The organism is Vibrio hepatarius (assembly GCF_018860525.1).
Taxonomy (GTDB): Bacteria; Pseudomonadota; Gammaproteobacteria; order Enterobacterales; family Vibrionaceae; genus Vibrio; species Vibrio hepatarius_B.
Genome location: NZ_JAHKPM010000015.1, coordinates 76297 through 93831 on the forward strand (window position 1 = coordinate 76297; position 17535 = coordinate 93831).

Annotated in this window: 16 protein-coding genes; 11 read left to right on the forward strand and 5 right to left on the reverse strand. The window is 40.0% G+C overall.

Features of this window, described 5'->3' with window-relative positions; translation table 11 throughout:
• Positions 1 to 13: 13 nt before the first annotated feature.
• The gene (locus KO511_RS04215) at positions 14 to 490 is read right to left on the reverse strand and encodes a hypothetical protein (protein ID WP_215986220.1); all 477 of its coding nucleotides are present in this window, start codon (positions 488 to 490) and stop codon (positions 14 to 16) included.
• Positions 477 to 1289, reverse strand: coding sequence for a winged helix-turn-helix domain-containing protein (locus KO511_RS04220; protein ID WP_252724245.1), 813 nt, complete (start codon positions 1287 to 1289; stop codon positions 477 to 479). The genes KO511_RS04215 and KO511_RS04220 overlap by 14 nt, the downstream gene beginning before the upstream one ends.
• A gap of 834 nt (positions 1290 to 2123) precedes the next feature.
• On the opposite strand from KO511_RS04220, the gene KO511_RS04225 reads away from it, so the two are divergent.
• From KO511_RS04225 to KO511_RS04250, 6 genes are all read left to right on the forward strand, one after another.
• Complete coding sequence (locus KO511_RS04225) at positions 2124 to 2720, forward strand: hypothetical protein (protein ID WP_215986221.1); 597 nt, start codon at positions 2124 to 2126, stop codon at positions 2718 to 2720.
• Positions 2720 to 2968, forward strand: coding sequence for a hypothetical protein (locus KO511_RS04230; RefSeq protein ID WP_215986222.1), 249 nt, complete (start codon positions 2720 to 2722; stop codon positions 2966 to 2968). The genes KO511_RS04225 and KO511_RS04230 overlap by 1 nt, the downstream gene beginning before the upstream one ends.
• 383 nt (positions 2969 to 3351) lie before the next feature.
• Positions 3352 to 4065 (forward strand): response regulator, encoded by a 714-nt coding sequence (locus KO511_RS04235; protein WP_215986223.1) that lies wholly within the window; start codon positions 3352 to 3354, stop codon positions 4063 to 4065.
• Positions 4062 to 5504 carry a two-component system sensor histidine kinase CreC gene (creC, locus tag KO511_RS04240; protein ID WP_215986224.1) on the forward strand — a complete coding sequence of 481 codons (1443 nt, stop codon included), beginning with the start codon at positions 4062 to 4064 and terminating at the stop codon, positions 5502 to 5504. The genes KO511_RS04235 and creC overlap by 4 nt, the downstream gene beginning before the upstream one ends.
• Positions 5505 to 5579: 75 nt before the next feature.
• On the forward strand, positions 5580 to 6920 hold the full coding sequence (gene creD / locus KO511_RS04245; RefSeq protein WP_215986225.1) for a cell envelope integrity protein CreD: 1341 nt from the start codon (positions 5580 to 5582) through the stop codon (positions 6918 to 6920).
• An 89-nt stretch (positions 6921 to 7009) separates the two neighbouring features.
• The gene (locus tag KO511_RS04250) at positions 7010 to 7492 is read left to right on the forward strand and encodes a DUF1456 family protein (RefSeq protein WP_215986226.1); all 483 of its coding nucleotides are present in this window, start codon (positions 7010 to 7012) and stop codon (positions 7490 to 7492) included.
• Between the two features lie 238 nt (positions 7493 to 7730).
• On the opposite strand, the gene KO511_RS04255 is transcribed toward KO511_RS04250, so the two are convergent.
• Entirely contained in the window at positions 7731 to 8465 is a 735-nt protein-coding gene (locus KO511_RS04255; RefSeq protein WP_252724246.1) for a substrate-binding periplasmic protein, read from the reverse strand.
• A gap of 372 nt (positions 8466 to 8837) precedes the next feature.
• Complete coding sequence (locus KO511_RS04260) at positions 8838 to 9146, reverse strand: hypothetical protein (RefSeq protein ID WP_125322594.1); 309 nt, start codon at positions 9144 to 9146, stop codon at positions 8838 to 8840.
• A gap of 183 nt (positions 9147 to 9329) precedes the next feature.
• Between KO511_RS04260 and KO511_RS04265 the strand changes: the two genes are divergently transcribed.
• On the forward strand, positions 9330 to 9512 hold the full coding sequence (locus tag KO511_RS04265; protein ID WP_354668150.1) for a His/Gly/Thr/Pro-type tRNA ligase C-terminal domain-containing protein: 183 nt from the start codon (positions 9330 to 9332) through the stop codon (positions 9510 to 9512).
• 86 nt (positions 9513 to 9598) lie between these two features.
• Here the strand turns inward: KO511_RS04265 and KO511_RS04270 are convergent, their stop codons facing one another.
• A complete protein-coding gene (locus tag KO511_RS04270; RefSeq protein WP_215986227.1) occupies positions 9599 to 10549 on the reverse strand; it encodes a hypothetical protein in 951 nt (316 codons plus the stop codon).
• A gap of 512 nt (positions 10550 to 11061) precedes the next feature.
• Between KO511_RS04270 and KO511_RS04275 the strand changes: the two genes are divergently transcribed.
• The 4 genes from KO511_RS04275 to KO511_RS04290 form a co-directional block, all read left to right on the forward strand.
• Entirely contained in the window at positions 11062 to 12315 is a 1254-nt protein-coding gene (locus KO511_RS04275) for a hypothetical protein (protein ID WP_215986228.1), read from the forward strand.
• Between the two features lie 415 nt (positions 12316 to 12730).
• Positions 12731 to 13654: a hypothetical protein gene (locus tag KO511_RS04280; RefSeq protein WP_215986229.1), complete on the forward strand. Its 924-nt coding sequence runs from the start codon at positions 12731 to 12733 to the stop codon at positions 13652 to 13654.
• Between the two features lie 370 nt (positions 13655 to 14024).
• Positions 14025 to 15497, forward strand: a complete 1473-nt coding sequence (locus tag KO511_RS04285; protein ID WP_215986230.1) for an aerolysin family beta-barrel pore-forming toxin — start codon at positions 14025 to 14027, stop codon at positions 15495 to 15497.
• Positions 15498 to 15850: 353 nt separating this feature from the next.
• On the forward strand, positions 15851 to 17535 hold a 1685-nt coding region (locus tag KO511_RS04290), incomplete at its 3' end, for a condensation domain-containing protein (RefSeq protein WP_215986231.1).

A 17535-nucleotide genomic window follows, 5' to 3' on the forward strand; every position in this document is an offset into this window, starting at 1 on the left:
AAAGCTCTTATTGTCAATACCGCTTCATAGCCAAAATCTGGCCACCGTTTAAGAAGGAGATGATAATTATATAGTCATCATTTCTATATTTGACTTCAACTGTATTTCGGGTCGATAAATAACGTTCAGCACTGTAAAAATTACTGCTAATCGGAAGTTCTGGTAAACGCTGATTTTCAAGAAAATTGGAACTATGCTCGTTATAGCTAAAAGTGTATATGTTCCGACCATATTTTTTGAATTCGCCTTTGCTATGACTTTCAAAGTAAACGGGTTGATGATCCTCGCCTATTTCTTCAACGACCCATTTAGACTCAAATTCATTGCCATGCATATAGAGCTGCATTTTGCTTTTGCCATGATAGCCACGTGACATATGTTTAATACTATATTCAACATCATAAGCGATTCCGGGTTCTCCACTGAGACCATATACGACTAAAAGCAGAATGTTAAAACAAGCAATAATGATCAGACTAGCGTAAAACATTGTCTACCTCACTGATCACCAGTTGAGTAATTCGGCTTAATTCTAAACCATCATCTAATAAAATGAGTTGGTTGTTTACATTTCCATCACTATCGACAATGGCTAATGACAGATTTTGATTGAGCAGTAAAATAGCCACTTTCTTTGGTTGGATATTTTTTTGGTTGAGCCAGTTTACGACACCTTCTCCGATCATGGCAGCAGCATAGAGTCTGTCAGAATATACTTCAGTGACCCCTTTAGAATAGCCGACTTTGGGGTATTCTGTAAGTTGCTCAGGGCTGATAAAGTGGTGATAAATGTTATAAGACACATTTATTGTTGTTACCAAAAGTACCACTAAGATCGTTATTTTGAATCTTGATTGTTGCTTTGAATCACCAAAAAAAGAATATCTATGAGTTGATGACTTTTTTGAAGGAACATTTACTTCTAGAGGGAAGTCATCTTTGTCCATCTCTTTCACGATAGAAGAGTCGAGCATATAGCCAACTTTTGACACCGTTTTTAGCCATCGCTGATCCTTACCATTATCGCCCAAAAGCGTACGTATATTGCGGATTGATTGTGTGAGAGAACTATCAGAGACGATTTTTCCGGGCCATCCCTTTTCAATCAATGTTTCTTTAGAGACCACTTCTCCGGCATGGCAGCAAAGCTCATAAAGTGTGAGTAGATCATGAGTTCCCATTCTAAGATCTTGATTGGCTCGCAAATCGTTTTCAGACAAAGCGTTGCCAACCAAAACGAAATCTAGTATCTGAAAGGTTCTTGTGATTTTTTTTTTCGCTTCAGTCATATAGTTAGAGAAACTTAGTATATTGTTAATTGTTATGAAAGTTCCAGAGTATTCAGCAGCTGATGTCTAGCCGATAAATGAGATAATGTAGCCGCATACAACCCTGTTAACCTGTATGTAGCCATACTCACCGCACCATCAATACTATATATAATATGCCTGACATCAAATATGCGCAAAGACTTCTAGTAATACATGCGGTATAGGCCTATACCTATCAGTAATGAGAATCATTGCTACGTAAAGATTGCCGCTAGTGATGATATTATTACCTAACTAAAACTTTAGTTCCAGATTTAACTTAGGATAACCTCTGGAGTAAAATGTCAGCAATGGAGGTTTCTTAACATTCTTATGTCAGTTTTACTAACTGAAAATGTATTGAAAGTTAGTTCTATCCATTGTGAGTAGTAAAAATAGTCAGAGTGTATCCATGGCAATGCTAACTTTTCCATTTCATACTTGGTATCTTAAACAATTAATTTTCACATCAATTGATGAAATATAGTTCAGCGACCTATGCTATATGGTCATTATTGGGTATTTATAAAATAAAACATTATATTTTTTTAAATAAATAACTGTTTACAACATGAAAATATTAATGAATTGTATTGACTAAGAAGAAATATATAAATATATTATTACTTGATATAAATTTAAGAGGTACTTTGTAATGAATGGTTTTAATATTACCCAATATTTTCTAAGACTCATGTTTTAAGTCATTTATCTTAATGTCAGGAGTCAGAACATAATTGTTATATTATTATTTAGTAAGCATAGTATGGAAATTTTATGTTTTTAACATAACACTTTAATATAAGAATTTAAATGAACTTAAATAAAATTTTAATTTGTCTAGGTATCACCTTTGTTATATTAATAATTAAGAACAGTGATGGAAAACAACAAAAGATAGTTAATATTGGTGACCTAAGTTTCACCCTTGATGAGGAAATTATTGGAAGTGCTTGGGTGAGTGAAGAAGGTGATTACTTATCTTTTGACCTTTCTTTACCAGATCTGAGTCCATATGATCAGAAATACCATGGTAAAAATAAGGTTAGAATCAATGTAAAAAAAATCCAACCAAATCATGTGGCCTCAGAAGAAAGGTTGGCTAATGTAAAAAAACATTTTGGTGCGATTTTTAATTATAACAATCCGTATAGCGACTTAAATTATTATTCTACTGGAATAAAACATCACTTAGAATATTTTACTATTGAAAGTAAAGATGAATTTTCAATGGTGGATTGTGATAAAATAAAAGAACCTTTTACGCCACAATGTAAAATAGCATACATATATTTATCAAATAATGTTATAGCTAAATATTTTTATCCTCGTATATTTTTATCTAATTTCAAAGTAACACATTCAGAAATTAAATTACTATTAAATAACTTAATTAATAAGGAAGGTTAATGTATCAGTTAAATGTTCAGCAGCTAAGCTTACTTAAGAAACATTATCAAGAAGGGCAATATGACGCTGCTTACACAGTCATCACCGATAGTGTCAGTTCAGATTACAGTGCCTATAAGTGGTTTGATTTAGCGACTTCTTTAGCGATATTTTTGATGATCTATCTTCATTTTTTGGTGGTGAAACTTCAATATCAACACCTTCATCCACTTCTCTGGCAACCAACTATCGTGTTAGGTCGACCTTGAATGTTCCTAGTGTAGACAGACTGGTAGCCGCAATGTCGAGTTTTGATGTGCCAAATTCTGCAGGGAGTATTATCCATCATTCCTTCAAAGAAGATATACGGCCTATCTTGTTTGAGAGTTTGCAAGCTCGCTAGCATAGTAAAGTGTTCAACAAGCCGGAAGAGTGTTTTCGGCTTGATTGATTAAATGGTAGTGTTAAATTTTGTTCGAGCACTGGCTGTCATATGTTATCAATCATGTCCCAAGTTTATTGTTCAATTATTTGAAAAATAATATAGCACTCTTTCTAATTTTGCCTTTGTACTCTCAATCCGCTAGTCTTTGCGCCTAAAGTAGTCGCCAGCTATGGCATAGAAAGAAACTCTGCTTGTGAGGTATAGATATTGAATGACCCATCAACTGTCGTCATTATTGAAGACGAATCTGCCATCGCTGAGAACCTGATTTATGTTTTAGAGATGGGTGGCTACCATGTAGAATGGTTTAACACGGCTGGCGAAGGTTTGACATTTCTACAACACAATTTGGCCGCGTTAGTTGTGCTGGATGTCGGCTTGCCTGATGGGAATGGTTTTGAATTGTGCAAAATCATCCGTGACTTTTCTGATGTCCCTATTATTTTTCTCACTGCTAGAAGTGATGAAATTGATCGGGTGGTTGGTTTGGAGATCGGGGCTGACGATTATGTGACCAAACCATTTAGCCCACGTGAGATGCTGGCTCGAATTAAGCTCAGAATCAAAACCAAATCCTCGCTGGCAGAATTAAAGCCAGAGGCGAATCTCCTCGTTGCACAAGTGCAGTCTCGCGATGATTTAGTGGCACAAAACTTTGATTATCGTGTCGCTGGCCAAATGCTGGGACTAACCGCTGTCGAATTTAAGGTTCTGGATAAGTTGATTTCAGCGTCGTCCAATGTATTGAGTCGAGAGCAACTCATGCGGGCTGCGGATATGGCACCAGAGGCAGCGTACGAGCGAAATATTGATACCCACATTAAAGCCATTCGCCATAAGTTGAAACCGTTCGACATGTCTGAGCGAATTTGCACCAAACGCGGATTTGGTTATTTCTATAGCGCAAAAGGTAGAGCATGAGTCGCTGGCCAAAGATCCCCCTTGGGCTAAGGTTGTTTTTTCTCTATTTCATTTTAGTCGCAATGACGGCTTATATGGTGAGTAAAACCCTTGTCCAAGAGCTTAAACCCACCGTCCGTAAAACCACCGAAGAGACATTGGTCGACATGGCGAACTTAATTGCCGTGTTAGCGCAAGAAGACTTGGCCAACGGACAGCTATCAGAAAGTCGCTTTTCCACACTGTTAGCGACGTATGGTAAACGAGAGCCTCAAGCGCGAATTTGGGAGATTGGCAAAAAAACGATTAATCACCGGATCTATATAACGGATCAACAAGGGGTTGTGATTGCCGACTCTTGGCAGCAAGATGTTGGTAAAGACTACTCACAATGGAATGATGTGTATCTGACTTTACGCGGTCAATATGGCGCGCGCAGTAGCATGGAGGATCCAACAGATCCACTCTCATCAGTCATGCATGTGGCCGCGCCAATTTATCATCAGGGTAAAATCATAGGCAGTGTCACGGTAGCGAAATCCAATCGATCTGTGCAGCCCTTTATCGATCTCTCTAAACGTAATCTGCTGTTTTGGATGGTGTGGATGAGTGGCTTAGTGCTACTTGCAGGTGCATTGTTTGCTTGGCGAATCCACTCGGCCTTGAATAAGCTAGAAAGCTACGCGACGAAAATGGGTGAGGGTGAAAAGGTCTCAAAACCGACTTTTCGCATTTTCTACGAATACGGCACACTCAGTGATGCGTTAGAGAAAATGCGTAACCAGCTTGATGGTAGGCAGTATGTCGAAGAGTACGTTCAGACGCTGACTCATGAACTAAAAAGTCCGTTGTCAGCGATTAAAGGGGCAAGTGAAATATTACAGATGCCCTTACCTAAAGACAAGGTCGCCCGATTTGCGAGTAACATTGAGCGAGAAAGTGATCGTATGCAGTCCTTGATTGATAAATTGCTTGAGCTGGCTCGGCTTGAGAAACGTCCAGAGCTTGAAGACATTGAACCGATTTCAGTGAGACAAATAGTGAGTGACGTTGTGCAAGCAGCAGATGCTCGTTTAAGTGTTAAATCGGTCACGGCGCAGATTAAGATTGAAGAAAACCTCATCATGTTCGGTGATCGGTTTTTACTCCAGCAAGCTTTGTTTAATTTAATGGACAATGCGTTAGACTTCGTTGTTGCTCAAGGATTGATCGAATGGGAAGTAGACGTTTCTAAACAGAATATACGCCTGTCGATTTTTAACTCTGGCCCGCATATTGTCGATTATGCGATGCCTCGGCTCACCGAGCGTTTTTATTCTCTCGTCCGAGAAAATGGCGCTAAGAGCACAGGGCTAGGGCTCAATTTTGTCGAACAAGTCGTCAAACTGCATAAAGGCACATTGCGGGTAGAGAACGTTGCATCCGGCGTGAAAGTGACCCTGACGTTACCAACTCCATAGAAACTCCACATTAGCTTCATTTATTCTCCAATTTGCTGATTTAGATTATTGATATCAGCATATGGAGAATAACAAATGAAAAAAATCTTATCTAATCAACTTGGTATGAAGTTCGCCTTTGTGCTGTTTTTGTTTGTCTTACTACAGATCCCACTTTCAATGGTGGCAGGGCTCATTTCAGAACGCGCTGAACGCCAAGATGAAGTCAGAAAAGACATTGCACGCAGTAGCAGCGGTGAACAACGCATCATTGGCCCTTTCATTATGGTGAACTACACCGAGACCACTAATCGAGGTGAAAAAGTACAGATTAAAGAGCGCCGTAAATTCCTTTTACCCAGTACGTTTGATATGAGCGCCAATATGGACAGTTTTGAAAAGTATCGTGGTATATATCGTGCGCGTTTATACAAAGCCCAAGTAGCGCTAAACGGCACGTTCGATGCTGGAGAGTTACAAGCTCTGCGATCGCTCGATATCGAAAACATCAGCTTAGTGGTAGGTATTAAAGACAGCCGCGGATTGATTCACCTAAATGACATGACACTTGCGCAATCTGATATTAAATTGATACCGGGAACAGGGTTAGATACCTTGCAACAAGGCTTTCATAGTCTGTTGCAATTGGATGACTTAAGTGCTGAAAAACCTTTGGCATTTGATCTTAACTTCTTATTGCAAGGTATGGGTCAACTGCAAGTTACTCCAATTGGCCACCAATCTCGTGTTGAATTATCGTCTTCGTGGCCACATCCGAGCTTTATCGGCGACTACTTACCCGTGTCATCTGACATATCAGAAAATGGGTTTAAAGCGCAGTGGGTGAGCAATAATTTTTCTACTAATATTGTGCAATTATTCAAGAGTTGCTTGTCATCGAGCAACGCATGCCAAGAGCTTGATCAGCGACAAATGGGGGTGGATTTGATTGACCCTGTTGACCATTATTTAAAATCTCACCGAGCGGAGAATTACTCCCTCTTGGTTATTACGTTAGCCTTTGCGAGCTTTTTTCTGTTAGAGCTTTTTCAAGCGCGTCCGATTCACCCAGTGCAATATGGCTTTACTGGTTTGGCGTTGGCACTTTTCTATCTGCTACTGATTTCGATGAGCGAGCATTTGGGTTTTAATTGGGCTTATGTGGTTTCAGCGGTTGCGTCGACAGGGTTATTAAGTGTGTATGTAGGCGGTATGTTAAACCAAGCTAAGCATGGCGCTATATTTGGCGCTTGTTTGCTCACGCTCTACGGTTTGTTGTTTGGTTTGCTGCAATCAGAGAACTACGCACTAGTGCTCGGTGCATTGCTATGTTTTGCGACGTTGAGCTTCACTATGATAGTCACGCGTAACGTCGATTGGTATGCCCGCAATAACACAGACGAACAAAAAACAAAGCCTGCTGCTAAAGAGGTTTAAGCTAGGGAGTCGGTACTAAACCTGATAACATCGATGTCTTCCAGTAATCATGTTGATAGCACTGGATTTACCTAACACTAGGAATTATTTTGACCAATAATGATATTTTACGCCGTGTACGTTATACATTTGATTTAAAAGATAATGTAATGACTGAGATTTTTTCTTTAGCTGATTTTAAGGTGACAGGTGAACAAGTCACTAGCTGGCTGAAAAAAGAAGAAGATGAATCGTTTGTCAAACTCAGTGACACAGAGTTAGCCATATTTCTCAACGGCTTAATCAATTTTAAGCGTGGTAAACGGGAAGGTGAGCAGCCTAAACCGGAAGAGAAGTTAAGTAATAATATCGTATTCCAAAAGTTACGTATTGCCTTGAACTTAAAAGCAGAAGATATCTTAGAAATCCTGAAACTGGTGGATTTTCGGTTAAGTAAGCATGAGCTGAGTGCTTTTTTTCGTAAGCCAGAGAACAAACACTACAGAGAGTGCAAAGACCAAGTTCTACGCAACTTTTTGTTAGGCCTTCAGTCTCATTTACGTCCAAATGGTGGTGAGGCTGAAGGACAATAAAGGGCTAGAGTGTCTGTCGCTTAATGCTTGGGATCAGGCATCACACATAAGGCCATCTGTGGTCATTGACTTACATGACAGCCATTTTCCTTACGTAGGTATCAATAGCGCGGCGTCGTTCGGTTTCTTTGCTTAAGACGTTGCTGTTATTATTGTTGCGTGTAAGAGGGGCTTTAATTTCTCACTTCAACACCAGTTTGACTATCGAGTGCCCTTGTTCATCTTACTTCAAGGGCTTTCACCTTATACCATACAGCATATTCAGAGCTTCTAACTTCCCTTTCGCGTGATTTTTAAAGTAGTTATTGAGAATTAAGACAATCTTTTCAGCCTCAGGGTGATCTTTTCTAACTGCGGCATGAAGGGGGGTGGAGTCAAAATGGGTTTTACTGAAGTAAAGCTTACCTTTTGGTATTTTCATTCCGCGAGCGATCCACTTACCAACAGATTCATCGGCCAAAATAACATCGGCTTTGTTGGCAAGTAAATACCGGAGGCTATTAGGTAAGTCTAGGGTGTTGATCACTGTCATATCTTTATATTGGCGCAAATCGTTGGCGTAGGCATAGTCATTGATTAACGCTACTCTTAGCCCCTTTAAACTGTCGAGTGACTCATACTCAAATTGAGACTCGCTAAGAGAAATGAAAATTACATTATTATGCGTATAGGGCTCAGTGTATAAGAGAAACTTTGCTCTTTCCTCAGTTTTCCAAAGGGAAATAATCACATCACTTTGACCAGACTTGGTTTCTTTAAGTACCCTAGTCCACGGCTTCACCGCGTATTCAAGATCGTAACCAGCAGAGATTAAAGCATCGGCAACAATATCATGGGCGATCCCACTGCCTTGCACAGAGTTCATAATGTAGGGTGGCCATAAATCTTGCGACATTTTCAAGGTCGCAGCCGATGTTAACTGGCTCGCAAGCAGCAGTAACAATGGGCCTAAATATGATAGTGTTATCTTCATCCTAAAACTCCTCCAGCGACTTATTTCAGTCCATAACAAATATTTAACCCTACCTTTGCAGAATAGCGTATATCTAGCGGCTTACCTATGCATTTGCGCTTTGTCTGGGGGGATGGACATAGATAAAGAGGAGTAAATAGTGTGTTTGGCTTAGTAAGCACATACTTTTGTGTGATTCATACTTAATCTATAACACGATTTTTTGGTAAATATACCAAATGTTTTTTAGCTGAAGGTTTTTGCTTTTATCTCAGTTCGCCACATAAATGCCGCACTTGAGGATTATGAATTGACAACATTGGAAAACCCTAAATAATCGAGAAAGAGTGAGTTAAAACTCACTCTTTGATAGAAGAATTAAGGACAAATAAATTAATACTTCGCTTTACACATTGCCAAAATCGCTGTAGCCATTTGCTCAGAGCTTGGTAATTCAGCACCCATAGATTCATAGCCTATCCCTTGTAGTTCCATATTCATACTTTGGAATAAAGAATTAAGTGCGTTTCTTCTCTCTGGGTTACGAAGCTCTTCAAGTGATGCAACCGCACAACCGCGCATATCTAATGTCGCTGCTCTTTCGATCAGTTGATTTTCTTGATCTGTCAATGCAGCAGTATTAGCCACTGCACCAGTTGAAGCGAGAAGAAGAGTAGCTAGTAGCGTTGTTGTCATTTTCATAGTCTTAAACCTTGTTTCATTGTGAGTTAAATTGATAAAATAAACTATTGATTTAATTGAACTTAATTGAATAATTAGTCAAATTCAGAATAGCTATAAATGAAAATCATGGACAAAAACTCTGAGATATTATGCGAAAGATGTGAGTTATGATGCGGCGAAAAGCAACCATTAAGATTGTAAGTGAAGTTATTTGTGATGTGCTTGGCTGTGAGTGATTCAAACTACCATGTTGCGAAATACGTAGCGGATAGACTGATAGATACAGACATGCCTGTTTTAACGGATTTCAGCAAAAGCTCAGTGGGAAGAAAAATGAAGCGCTTCCATAAAAAGAAGATCCCTTTTGTTATTACTCTAGCGTAATATCACCTTGTTTTTCAGAAAGGTAATACGCGTTTGTCCCCCTCACCAGCCAAATTATAGCTAGTACTGATTAAAATCAGTATTTCTCAATCTTCATTTTTATAAAAACAATTGTCGGAATTCGCGGTATTTTCTATAGGACAGGATTCCATATAAGGGTCATGAGGTACGCAGAAGGTATAAGCGCCATCTGTTTCTGCACGAGTACCTTTCTCCCAATCATAAGACCAATTATTGTACACAGCATATCGACTTCCTGGTTCGTTACTCTCTGCACTCCACACATACCGCTCATGCATGGGCTCTTGATCTGCAGGCTTGGTATTTTTGTCATTAAGATAATCGATGATGATTTGATAGGGTGGGAGCTCCCAACCACTATTAGCGCAGCGTCCAGAAGCTTTAGAAAAATCTTCCCAATCAACGTAATACTCGTAGGCTCCATTTAGGAGAAAGTACTCGCTACATACCCACACTAAAGCACCATGAGAATTGATTTGCGAGCATTGCTTCTTTTTAACATTAGAATATGAGTTAGTAGACCATGTTTCCGAAAAGTAATCCGATGGCGGGATATAGGCATCATAATCTATCATAGAGCCAACCTTGTCACCTGGCGCCCATGACTTTCCGGTTTCGTCGGTACAGGCTTTATTAACTGTGTGGGTAACTTCGACATGTGGCATGGGTAGTCCAGCGACACTGATCTGTTTGATATGCGTAGTTGTTGAGTTATCAACGGCAGCGCATTTTCCAAACCAACTAAAATCACCGCTCCAACTTCCTTTTATCGTCCAGCCTTTAGAGAAAGTGCCCATATAGCAATCGTCGCAGCCAATTTCTGGCTTTTTATCCAAGAAGTCACAGGTAAAATTACCTGGCGTACTCCATGAATTGCATGAGAGGCGCGTAGACGTTTGAGAAGGCTCCGATGGTTGTTCTGCAAGGCTCTGCGATTCATTCGCATTGGCTGTGGTAATAGACTGAGCAAGAATCAAAGATGCCCATAGCAAAGTAAAAAATCGACTGGTTTTCATATCTTACCACCTACCAAATTCGCCTAACACAACTGACTTTTGGCGACTCAAACAATGTTCAATGTTTTGCGAAACACCGAATAATGACATGTTAACAATATTCTAAACTACATTAATTGAGTTAATAATCAATAAAAATTTAGCATGTATTGGTATGGAGTAAAACTCTATATGGGGTGTATATTTATGTTTCCCATGAATCTTAACTTTATTCACTGATGTGGTGATGGGACTCACTATGCAAGTCTGTACCTTGTTTAAAATCCGTCACTTTTACGGCTAATCGTATCATCTAAAGTCAATATTATCAGTGACTTGCTTTTTTATCGTATTCCATGTTCTTGATCAACTCACATGTACTTATATGCGTTTAGGTTGTTATTTGTGGGGAGTATGATGACTGCCAGTGGTAGAAATTGTTGTACTGGCGATGACTTTATTTGGGGCAGGTTTTCGTTAGTTAGCCACGTAATAATGAGTTCCATAAAAACGTTGAATAAAGGAAATCGACCATGGTAACCGATGCAGTAGAAACCAGAGAATCTGAACAACCAGCTGTAGAATTACATTCTGAGAAAGTTGGACTGTCATTTTATGATTACAGTTCAAATGGTTGGCAAGACTCCCCTTTGACCATCAGTACTGACGATAATGTCGGGGCACTGAATAGTGACGGGTATTATAAGGTCAGCAAGTTAAGGCTGAAGTATATGTTAAGAATTCATATCTCCAAAGCTGGAAAGGAGCAGATAGGCAAAGCAGGTAGTACTGTTATTGATTACATCAAGAATCATCTAACTTTACGCGTTCACTATGGTGAGCGTAGTGTCGTCGCTGATAACTACACTCTAGAAAATGACACGGGAAAGATAGCCTTTAGTTTCGCGAATAGATTGTCACCTTCTCCAGCTACATTTAGCGATATTGTTTCAAACGAAGTGGTTAGTGAAGAGAGACAAAGTGGTCACGATCGGGATTATTACTATTACCTTTCTTTTGATATTTCTGCGCAGCCTGACCACAATTTTGAAATAGGTAGTAGCCTTTCGACAGCTAAACCTATTTGGTTCGCCATGGAGGATATAGCCAATAATTTCTTCTCGGCAATAAACATAGAGCCGATCCACTTCTTTTATAACGACCATTCTAACGCAGAAGTAAGCGCTAGTAATCAGAGAGACGTTGTCACAAATCAGAACTTTGTCGTTTTTTCAAAAGAGCTTGAAACGTATCCAAGAGGCCCAAACCAGTCAGGAAGACTTCAGCTAGGTCAGAAGAACTATTATGGTTTTGACCCTTCTTTTACCAATCTCAGTGGTTGGACGCAAAATGATATCAATCTCGAAACGACAGAGGTAACCACTCAGCTCAACCTATTGGCTAAAGCGTTAGTCGATGCAGGATATGAGGGTACAAGCTTTGAGTACACGAGTGATTTAAGCAAGCCTAAGCTGGTTTTCAAACGAGATCCTAACCAAGCATCACAAGGTGCATACACCATCTTCCAGAATGGGAGAAATGAATTTATCACCAATACCGGTAGGCTGTTTACTTGGAACCACAGTTACCATGTGGTGATACATGAAGCATTACACGCATTTGGTCTGCGACACCAAAGTAATCAGGTTCAGTCGATAATGAACTATAACAGCCTGCCTAATGGTGGCCTGATATCGTACCAGGATAATGACGCTTTTTCAGATTTAGATAAGCTGATGATAGATAAGCTTTATCAATCAACCCATCCAGCAGCAAGCACTGATTAAAGCGCCGTTGAGTTCTCAGATGAGCTGGTCAATTACTCTAAGTAAAAGACAATACAGTAGTTGGCGCAGCTCATTGAGCTGAAAAGGTTCAATCGCATAAGGATATTTGTCCTCTCCTTACAAGATATTCCTTCTAAATACTTAAAGAATACCTAGAGCACAGTAACTCTCTCGGCTAAGTCCTGCTCTAAGGTTAGAATCGTCAATTACTTTATTTTTAGCCCATTCCATGTTCTTGATCAGTTTATGCGCCCAAATGTGCATTCGATTTTTTATTTAAAGGAAGTATGGTGTATATGCTTTGGTTTTAGTGCTTGATGGTGGTTTGGTTAAAGTTTAGGTAATTGGAAGAGCGAGACTGCCCGTTATTTAGAATGTTAAGCAACAAAATTAATCAATAAGGCTAGATATTATAATGAAAGATAAACAAGATGTTTTCGGCAAAGCAAAGTTTGATGTTGAACATGCTTTAGATATGTATGCGAACAGCTTTTTTACACTTCCGGCTGAATTTATATATGAAAAACAGGCTTTAGAACAATATAAAGATATTATTTCTCGTTGTCATATTTACATAATAGGTTTTCTACCCCAAATTGATTTTGATGGTGCAGAACAGGTTGAAAGAAATCTGAAGCTCAAATTCATAGTTATTGGCGAACAGATCGAATTAGAATTTCCTTTGCCTGAAGGGCTCAATTTAAAAGTTGAGGATGGTTGCTATCTGTTGGAGCAAGATGGTGACCCTGCCAAGCGAGGTTGGTGGAATGGATTGGAAATGCAAAAGATGGTTTGTGATTATGGAAAAGAGATCCAATTTGACATCAAATATATCGGGCAAGCATATGGTTCTGATGGTAAGAGAAATGCTCTTGATAGACTCTTAAAACATGAGACCCTTCAGAAAATTTCTTTGAAAGGTGTTCCTGATGGTTACCGCCTATCGCTTCTTTTATTGGAGGTGCAGCCAGATAATAGGCTTGTATCGGTATTCAATCCGTTTGCGCAAGAGAACGACGAGAACGGTGAGCGAATTCGAGCTGGCTTAGATAAGCTGAGAAATACGACGGAAGCCGAACGAATCTCTCTGTATGAAGCTGCACTTATTCGCTACTTTTCCCCAGAATTCAACAAAGAATTTAAGAACAGCTTCCCATCAACGAACCTTAAATTGCTTCAAGATTGCTATGAAAAAGACTTCTCTGCGGTTATAGCTCAAATTTGTATTGATGAACTACCTTTTAGGTTATGCTCAGAATTGGTGGAACCTAAGGTTTACCATATATCTAAGCACCCTTTACACAAAGCAGAAGATCGAGACGCATTCTTCTGTAAGTGAGTAGTTGTCGGCTAACAAAACACTATAGCGCCAATCTTTAATTTTTGGCGCCGCTTAACCCTCTTCGTAAAATCAATGCTTTACATTTTAAATATTCTTGTAACGCAATCTCCAAAATACCCCTTCTAGTACGATGTATTTCAGGCTGGGAAAGGCCTGAGTGCTACAAAAAGGCCACTCAATGCTGATCTAGCTTCCCCACTTGATACAAACTAACTGACTATTTATATATTTTTTATGAATTATTAACCAAAAAATGATACCTATGCCACACTATTGTTAATATTGTTAATATTGTTAATTTATTTGTTTACTATTGATTCGACTTATGTGATCACTATTGACTGAATTAACAGTAGGAGTGTGAGCTATGAGAATATCCAATACTTTTAAAGTTTTGATTCCATCCGTGCTTATTTCCGTTTTGTCTGCAGGTGCGCAAGCTAAGATTTATCCTGACCAGTTGGTTACTGACCAACTAGGTGAAGATGTCTGCCGTACAGGCTACCGCCCGATAGACCGCTTAGAAGCAAATGCACAAAAGGACTACATTGTTTCTCGCATGGGTCAGTGGCAAATTACTGGGTTAAAAGATGACTGGGTGATCATGGGACCTGGTTATCACGGTCGAATCAAGCAGGATACTCCCAATAGTACCACTTGGTGTTACCCTGTTAATGCGGTGTCTGAAATTACCACTATGCCTAAGGCATCCATTCCTGAAGGCGATGAGGTAGACATTCAGTATGCGCTGGTAACTGATCACGCTAACTTTGTGCGTCCATTGAGTTATCTTGCTCATTACCTTGGTTATGCTTGGGTTAGTGGCAACCATAGCCAATTTGTCGGCGAAGATATGGATGTCAGACGTGAAGGCGACGGTTGGGTGATTCAAGGCAATAAGGATGGCTCGTGCGACGGCTACCGCTGTGATGAGAAAAGCAAAATCACAATCAATAATTTTGCGTATACTCTCAACGATAGCGACTTCTCCCACGGTGACATAACCGAATCTGATCGCCAGCTGGTAAAAACCGTGACTGCGATTGCTCGTAATAGAAGTGACATTCCACAGCAGGTGGTGGTAGATCTGTCATTGAATGAGTCAACCAATTGGTCTAAAACTGACACTTATGGTTTTGCTCAATCGGTGTCCACAGAAAATGAACTTATGTGGCCTTTGGTTGGCAAGACTAAGATTTCGATTTCACTTGAAGCTAATCAAAGTTTCGCCAAGACTAATGGCGGCTCGACTAGCGAACAAGTGGCGCTCCAAGCAAGACCAACCGTGCCTGCTAATTCTGAGCTCCCGATTCGTGTCGAACTTTATCGCTCGAGTATTTCTTATCCATACAGCTTTGGTGCGGATATAAGCTATGATGTTGAATTTGATGGGTTTTTACGCTGGAGTGGCAACGCTTGGCATTCTCACCCAGACGACCGTCCTAACGTAAAACACACTTTTACTATGGGACGTGGGAGCAATGAATCAGCAGATATTCGTTATCAATGGGACCACCGTTATATTCCGGGTGAAGTCAAATGGTGGGATTGGAGCTGGGCTATCACTGAAAATGGCTTAGAGAATATGCAAACTGTGACGGGAGAGAGCCTACGTCCATTTTACTCTCGTGTTTCTGGTGATTTTAACGCGGAATCACAATTTGCTGGTACGATAGAAATTGGTCAAGCCACACCGATAAGTAACCGTACCAAACGCTCTACTGAAGCTCTGGTTAGTGAACAAATTGGTGATATAGAAATCACAACCAACTTTGATTCACAAGAACTTGAGGCACTTGGCTTTGATGATGCTCATCTGACTATCACACCAGCCGAATAATTTGCTTACAGCAATCAAAACTAAAAAAGGCGAACCAATCGGTTTGCCTTTGATTTTTTATACTCTTTAAAAATAACCAAATTGAAAACTTCAGCGTTTCATTCCGTATTGCGAGGTTAAACGCGAGGTAGAAGATTCTGTTGCTAGGATTTCTCAAAGCGTATTTACTCGCTACTTAATTAATTTCACTTATTGTCCTAAAGCAAGTTCCATAATTTATTATTGCTTGTTGTTTCTTGTTGCTACAACACCTTGATTTTTTAACAATCCCTGCCTGACATCAAGTCGACTGTAATAAAAATAACACATGTAAAACTGAACTTTATATCAAGCGCTTTAAAGGAGTAAACGCTATGACTAAGGATTACAGGCATAATACGCCAAGCCATTTTCCCTTACACCCCTCTCAAGAAGGTATTTATTTTGAGCAGCTAATTAAGCCTGAATCTCCTGCTTACAATATTGGTGGGTATGTCAAGATAAATGGGAGATTAGATGTCGATCTTTTTGAGAAAGCGCTTCATCTCGTAATTGATGGTCTGGACGCCTTTGGTCTTAGTTTTGACTGTAATGGTTCCATTTCAGAGCAGAGTGTTAAACCAAAAGAAATGCGGATAAAAGATCTAGATATTACTGATCTGTCAAGCGAGAAAGACCCAGTTAAGCAAGCACTAGTTGAGTTACATCAGATCTTTTCTGAGCCGCTCAGTCTTCAGTCAGACCGCCTTTATATAAATAAACTCTTTAAAGTTCAGCATGAAGAATTTTGGTGGGTCTGCAAAGCACACCATATTATTGTTGATGGTTATGGTTATGCGCATTTTGGAAGGCAGGTTGCTAAAGCCTATAGCTGTATATTGTATGGAGAACCACTGGACTGGCTGGCTGACCTGCCCTCTTATCAAGTAGCAACCTTGAATGCTCTGACGTATATGGAGTCAGTTCAGTATCATAAAGATAAAGCATTTTGGTTAAAACGTTACGAATCTCTACCGGATCCTTTGTTAGATATTCACTCGAGCAAGCGAGAGTTATCAAGAGTTCAGCACTGTGAAATGACACTGCCCGGAGAATTAACACAATCAATCCGTAACGGTTGTAGCGACTTAAACGTTAGTATCCAGCAGCTGAGTTTGGCGGCACTATCTATCTATTATTTTAAGAGTACTGGAGCCAAGCGGTTGTGTTTTGGTATTCCCTTACTGAGTCGTCATAATCGGCAAGAGAGGCAAACAGTGGGGATGATGACTGATATTATCCCTAGTTTAATTGATATTTCAGATGAAAGACAGGAGGTTGGGGAGTTTATTCGGTCGATCTCTGCGCAGCAAAAACAAGAGTACCGTCATCGACGCTTTCCCTTGATACACCTTAAGAGAGCATTAGATCGAGCCACGGGTACTAGTGGGCTATTTGATGTTGTAGTGAATTATGAGCCTTTTGATATTGATTTAGAAATGGGTTCTTTAGAAAGCAATTTTCATCACTATTCAGCTCCTGAAGACTCAATCCCTTTACAATTTCGATGGTGTGATTACGGCGATAAGGGTTCACTCACACTAAAAGTCACTTACAAGCCCGAATGTTTTAATCAAGATGAAATAGACCTACAAATAGAACGCCATTTTTCCATTTTGCACTACCTTTCTCAGAATCCTAGTTCAGCTATTTCAAACGTACCGATTTTAAGCCCAGATGAGCAAGGCCTGCTGCAAAATTGGAACGACACCCAACACGATTTTCCAGGCGAGACTTGTATTCATCAACTGGTTGAAGCTCAAGCCGCTCAGCAGCCTGAAGCGACCGCTTTAGTCTTTAACCATGAGAGCCTAAGCTATGGTGAACTCAATCAGCGAGCCAACCAGTTAGCGCATTATTTACTGGAGCAGGGCGTGCGGGCCGATACTTTAGTGGGCCTGTGCGCTGAGCGTGGCCTTGAGATGATGATTGGGCTGTTGGGCATACTAAAAGCCGGGGGCGCTTATGTACCTTTAGACCCAAGCTACCCGAGTGATCGTCTTGGTCATATGATCGAAGA